This window comes from Nonomuraea basaltis (assembly GCF_005893125.1).
Lineage (GTDB): Bacteria > Actinomycetota > Actinomycetes > Streptosporangiales > Streptosporangiaceae > Nonomuraea > Nonomuraea basaltis.
This window is the reverse complement of record NZ_VCJS01000431.1, coordinates 1-4,865: the sequence shown is the minus strand read 5'-3', so window position 1 is coordinate 4,865 and position 4,865 is coordinate 1. Positions and strand designations below refer to the sequence as shown.

At 67.8% G+C, this 4,865-nt stretch carries 6 protein-coding genes; 4 read left to right on the top strand and 2 right to left on the bottom strand.

What is annotated here, in order from left to right; all coding sequences use genetic code 11:
- Positions 1 to 146 precede the first annotated feature (146 nt).
- Positions 147 to 446, top strand: a complete 300-nt coding sequence (locus EJK15_RS67630; protein ID WP_138720658.1) for a hypothetical protein — start codon at positions 147 to 149, stop codon at positions 444 to 446.
- Positions 447 to 573: 127 nt separating this feature from the next.
- Here EJK15_RS67630 and EJK15_RS67625 read toward each other — a convergent pair whose 3' ends face one another.
- Positions 574 to 1,455, bottom strand: a complete 882-nt coding sequence (locus EJK15_RS67625; protein WP_138720657.1) for an arginase family protein — start codon at positions 1,453 to 1,455, stop codon at positions 574 to 576.
- Positions 1,456 to 1,483: 28 nt separating this feature from the next.
- Here EJK15_RS67625 and EJK15_RS67620 point away from each other — a divergent pair, with 28 nt between their 5' ends.
- The 3 genes from EJK15_RS67620 (at position 1,484) to EJK15_RS67610 (ending at position 3,503) form a co-directional block, all read left to right on the top strand.
- Complete coding sequence (locus EJK15_RS67620) at positions 1,484 to 2,017, top strand: CGNR zinc finger domain-containing protein (RefSeq protein ID WP_171075404.1); 534 nt, start codon at positions 1,484 to 1,486, stop codon at positions 2,015 to 2,017.
- Positions 2,018 to 2,240: 223 nt separating this feature from the next.
- Positions 2,241 to 2,489: a hypothetical protein gene (locus EJK15_RS72355; protein WP_171075403.1), complete on the top strand. Its 249-nt coding sequence runs from the start codon at positions 2,241 to 2,243 to the stop codon at positions 2,487 to 2,489.
- Positions 2,490 to 2,744: 255 nt separating this feature from the next.
- The gene (locus EJK15_RS67610) at positions 2,745 to 3,503 is read left to right on the top strand and encodes a GntR family transcriptional regulator (protein WP_138720654.1); all 759 of its coding nucleotides are present in this window, start codon (positions 2,745 to 2,747) and stop codon (positions 3,501 to 3,503) included.
- A gap of 152 nt (positions 3,504 to 3,655) precedes the next feature.
- On the opposite strand, the gene efeB is transcribed toward EJK15_RS67610, so the two are convergent.
- Positions 3,656 to 4,865: iron uptake transporter deferrochelatase/peroxidase subunit (gene efeB / locus EJK15_RS67605; RefSeq protein WP_138720653.1), on the bottom strand; the 1,210-nt coding region annotated here is incomplete at its 5' end.

Below are 4,865 nucleotides of genomic sequence, written 5' to 3'. Positions count from 1 at the left end.
CGCCCACCCCTTCGAGTAAACGCCCGACCCGCCGACCGCTCCCCACGCCCACTCCCTCGAAGAGACGCACGACCGCACGCCCGAGCCCCTCCGCCAGCAAGAGCAGGCCCGCGTCCAGCGCCTCGTTCTCCATTGCCTATGTACGGGTGCAAGGTTCATCGAAGATCAATAGTGACGGCATCACCTGCTACACGGGATCGTTCAACTTCGGCGCCGGGATAGGCGCGACGAAACCGGGTGCGGCGTTCTCCTACCAGTGGGTCTACAACGGGAAGGTCATCGAGAGTGGATCGTCACGGTTGCCGGCCGGTAGCCGCGATAACTACGTGTTCTCGAAGGACACCATCGATCCACCGGACGGGACCCATACGGTCACCTATCGGATCACCTCGCCGGTCTCCAGGACCAAGTCCGTCACCTTCACCATGTGCCCCACCGCGCCGTGACGGCGCTCCACCCGCAGCGTCGGCTCGGCATGCGACCGGCAGGCAGAGGCAGGTGGGCCGGGGGAGGTGGGCCCGGACGTTCGCGATCCCGGCGCTCCGCGCGACTCGGGACTTGTTCGTCCGGGCGTCAGGACAGAGCCGATACGAGGACGTCTGCGAGCAGGGCCGCCTGGCTGCCGTCCTCGTCCAGATCCGGATCCAGGATCGTCAGCTCAAGACCGGCCGCTCCCGGCAGGGCGAGGAGGCCGCGGAGCAACTCGGTGAGCTGTGCGGCGTCGAGCCCGCCCGGCGTGGGGGAGTCGACGGCGGGCAGCACGGCCGGATCGAGGACGTCGGCGTCCACATGGATCCAGAACCCGTCAAGTTCGTCCCGGACCAGGACCTCCTTGGCCCGACCGAGGTCGATGTCGGTGCCGGGGATGAAGGCCAGCCCGCTATCCGAAATATCACGCAGATCCTCCTCATCCCGGACCCCAAGCACGACCACATCCTCGTCCCGCACGTAGGGCCGCAGGCCGTCGATGTCGGTGAGGTAGTCGTCACCGCGCCCGGTCACCAAGGCCAGGTCCTCCCCGGCCGCCGAGCCGACGTGCGGGGAGTTGCCGAGGTGCCGGAAGTCGGCGTGCGCGTCCACGTACGCCAGCCCGTACCGCCCGCTCTTGCGCAGGGCCAGCGCCGGGCCGAGCAGGATCGAGCAGTCGCCGCCGAGCAGCACGGGGAACCCGCCCGACGCCCTGATGCCGGCCACCTTCTCGGAGAGCTCGCGGGCATAGGCGGCGATCGCGGGGCCGTTGCGTACGCCGTCGCCCGGCTTCCAGGTGGCGACGTAGCGGGGTGGCACGAGGGCGCCCGCGTCCTTGGCTTTGAGCCGCTGGACCAGGCCGGCGTTCCGCAACGCCCATGGGGCCTTGTAGCAGCCGGGGACGGTGCCGGGAGCGGGCGGGCGCAGGCCGAGGTTGGACGGCGCGTCGAGGACGGCCAGGATTCTGTCAGGGGTTATTATGTTCATACTCGTGACGTTAGCAACAGGAGGACAGATGCGCCAGTTCGCGGAGACCGGGCTCGTGGCGATCGATCTGGCCAACACGTGGGACGAATACCTGGACGATCCCGAACGGCTGCCGGACGTGGCGGCACTGCGCCGCTTCTGCCGCGAATTGGGCGAATCTGAGGAGGGTGGCGTCGATGTGGGTGATCTCGATGCGGTCCGGGCGATGCGGGAACGGCTGCGCACCGTGCTGACCTGCGAACCTTCCGAGCGGACGCACGCCCTGGCCCGGTGGGTGGGTGAGTTGCCGGTGCGGGTGGCCGTGGAGGAGTCGGGCGGGGCGCCGCGCCTCCGGCTCACCTCACCGGAGGCGGCGGCACCGGCCGATCGCCTCGCCGTACGGTCCGTCGCCGAGCTGCTCGACCTCGCCGCGTCGGGCGACTGGGAGCGCCTGCGCCTCTGCGCGGCCCGCCCATGCCAGGACGCCTTCGTCGACCGCAGCCGCCCGGGACGCCGCCAGTTCTGCTCGACCCGCTGCGCCAACCGCGCCCACGCCGCCGCCTCCCGCGCCCGCCGCCAATGAGCTTGATCGCCCTTGCTTCCCTGTGATCTGTTTCCACGGCCCTGGGCCTGATAGCGTCACCGTTCACGTGACCGGCTGAGGAGGTGAGACCCATTACCGCTGTATCAGGCTGGGTGCTCTCCTCCCTCGCGGCTGTGCGGTTCATCTGACATAGGTGGCCCTGGGAGCGCCCGCAGGCATCCCGACAGGCCACGAACCTATGTGCTTCACCTCAGAGACAACCTTGAACGGCGTCTCGGAACGTCCGTTCATCCTCGACGACATCCCCGGCCTGGTCTGGTCACCCGCCGATGCCACCGGTAGCCGCCCCTTGGTGCTGCTGGGCCGTGGCGGCGGCCAAGACAAGAAGGTCCAGGGCCTGGTGGCCTGCGCCCACCGCTACGTGGCCACCTGCGGCTTCGCGGGCTCCGGCCTCGCGCTCTTCAACGCCTTCGCTCCCCCTGCTCGGCTATGCGTTCGGCGAGGGTGTTGACGTCGTCGGCGTCCACGGTCCGATGTGCCTCTGCGTTCCCGGCTGTTACGGAGAACGGACGTGATCTCGTCGCCCACCAACGTCCTTGGTCGCTTCGCCAGAGCGACCAGTCCGGGAACTGGCTGGAAAGATCGGGTGGGATAGTCATGCGGACCCCGTGAAGAATTATGCATACATAAACTTGATTTCATATACGAAAATGGCGCGGCGGTAGGGTGACTGTCAACCCTCTGCAGCGCACGAGAAGGAGCACCTGTGCCGGAGCGTCCTGCTTACCTCCGGATAGCTGATGAGATCCGCCAGAAGATCACATCCGGGGTGATAGAGCCTGGTACGAGGCTTCCGTCCAATGACGAGCTTGCCTCGTCCCACTCGGTTTCCCTCATGACCGTCCGCAAGGCCATGGAGGTGCTCAAGGCCGAGGGTCTGATCGAGTCGAAGACCCGTGGTGGTACGTTCGCGCGCCATCGACGTCCTGTCCGGCGTATCTCGTCTGAGCGGTACCTGGCTGATATCGGCCCGCAGGACGTTCCGAAGTCGTCGTACACCTCGGATCAAGGAATCACGTGGTCGGAGTACCGTCTGGACGTGTCCTACGAGTGGGCCGAGGCTGACGAGGTCTTGGCCGAGCTGTTCGGAGTCGAGGTCGGCACTCGGCTGCTCGACCGGCGATTCGTCTTCTACTCGCGCGGTGTCCCCACGCAGATGTCACGGCCGTACCTTCTCGCCTCGCATGTGGAAGGAACTCCCGTCGCCGATCCGGGTAACGAGCCGTGGCCTGGCGGGACGTTTGCCCAGCTCCGATCCATAGGGATCGTCATCGACGACATCACCGAATCCGTCGCGACAAGGATGCCGACGCAGGAGGAGGTCGGCACGTTGCAGATCTCTCCAGGCGTGCCGGTTTTCGCGATCACGCGGAGGCTGCTCGCACAGGGCCGAGTCGTTGAGGTCGCTCACCCGATAGTGATCCCTGGTGACAGCGCCATCCTGGACTACCGGATCCAGATTTAAGGCACATCCTGGCCTTCACCGCCTGGGATCAAGGGCTCGGTGCTCCGGCGAATGAGGGAAGGCTCGCTTTGATTCGGGATCAGTAAGCACTGCAAGGCCGCGCTCCGCCGGTCAGATCCCGTCCTGGACGGAGCCGCGCGACATCTCGCAACTTATCCCTCGAAAAGAGTCCGCCCCCAGTAGTCTCCGGCGTCCCGCACGCCGGGCGGGCAGGCGAACACCCCGCTGCTGACGTGCTTGATGTACTCGTTCAGCGGATCGATCTTGGCCAGGCTCATCTGCACGGGCACGAACTGCTTGCGCGGATCCCGCTGGTACGCGATGAAGAACAGCCCAGCATCCAGCCGCCCGAGCCCGTCCGAGCCGTCCACGAAGTTGTAGCCCCGGCGCAGCAGATGCGCGTTGCCGTGGGAGCTCGGATGGGCCAGGCGGACATGGGCGTCCTTAGCGATGTACGGCTGTCCGTCCGGCCCCTTCGCCGCGAAGTCCAGGGTGTCGAACTCGCCCTTCTTGCCCAGCGGCGCGCCCTCGCCCTTGTCCCGGCCGAAGATCTGCTCCTGCTCCAGGAGCGATGTGCGGTCCCAGGTCTCGATCATCATGCGGATCTTCCTGGTCACCATGTACGTGCCGCCCGCCATCCAGCCGCTTCCGTCCTGCGCGGCCGCCCACAGCTGGTCGCGCAGCAGGTCGGAGTCCTCCAGCTTCAGGTTGTTGGTGCCGTCCTTGAAGCCCATCAGGTTGCGCGCCGTGGTCTGGGCCCGCGACGTGGACGACGTACGGCCGAAGCCGAGCTGCGACCAGCGTACGGAGACCTTGCCGAAGCCGATCCTGGCCAGGTTGCGGATGGCGTGCACGGCGACCTGGGGGTCGTGCGCGCACGCCTGCACGCAGATGTCGCCGCCGGAAATTTCCGGAATGAGCTGTTCGCCGGGGAACTTCGGCAGGTCGGCGAGGGCCGCGGGCCGCTTGGCCGCCAGCCCGAACCGGTCGTCGAACAGCGAAGGACCGAACCCGATCGTCAGCGTCAGCCCCGAGGCCGGCAGCCCGAGCGCCTCGCCCGTGTCGTCGGGCGCGGCCTCCGGCGTGCCGCCCACCGCGCCGAACGACCCCGCCTCCTTGCCCTGCGTCAGCCGCGCCGCCGCGGCCGTCCACTCCTGCAGCAGCTCCACCAGCTCGGCGCGCTTGTCCGTGGTGACGTCGAACGCCACGAAGTGCAGGCGGTCCTGGGCGGGCGTGACGACGCCCGCCTGGTGCTCGCCGTAGAAGGGGTACGGGTCGGAGGTCGAGGAGGCGTGCGCGGTCGGCGGCTCGTCGAAGAGCGAGTTCGCCGCGACCGCCCCGGCACCCACGACCGCCGCCCCC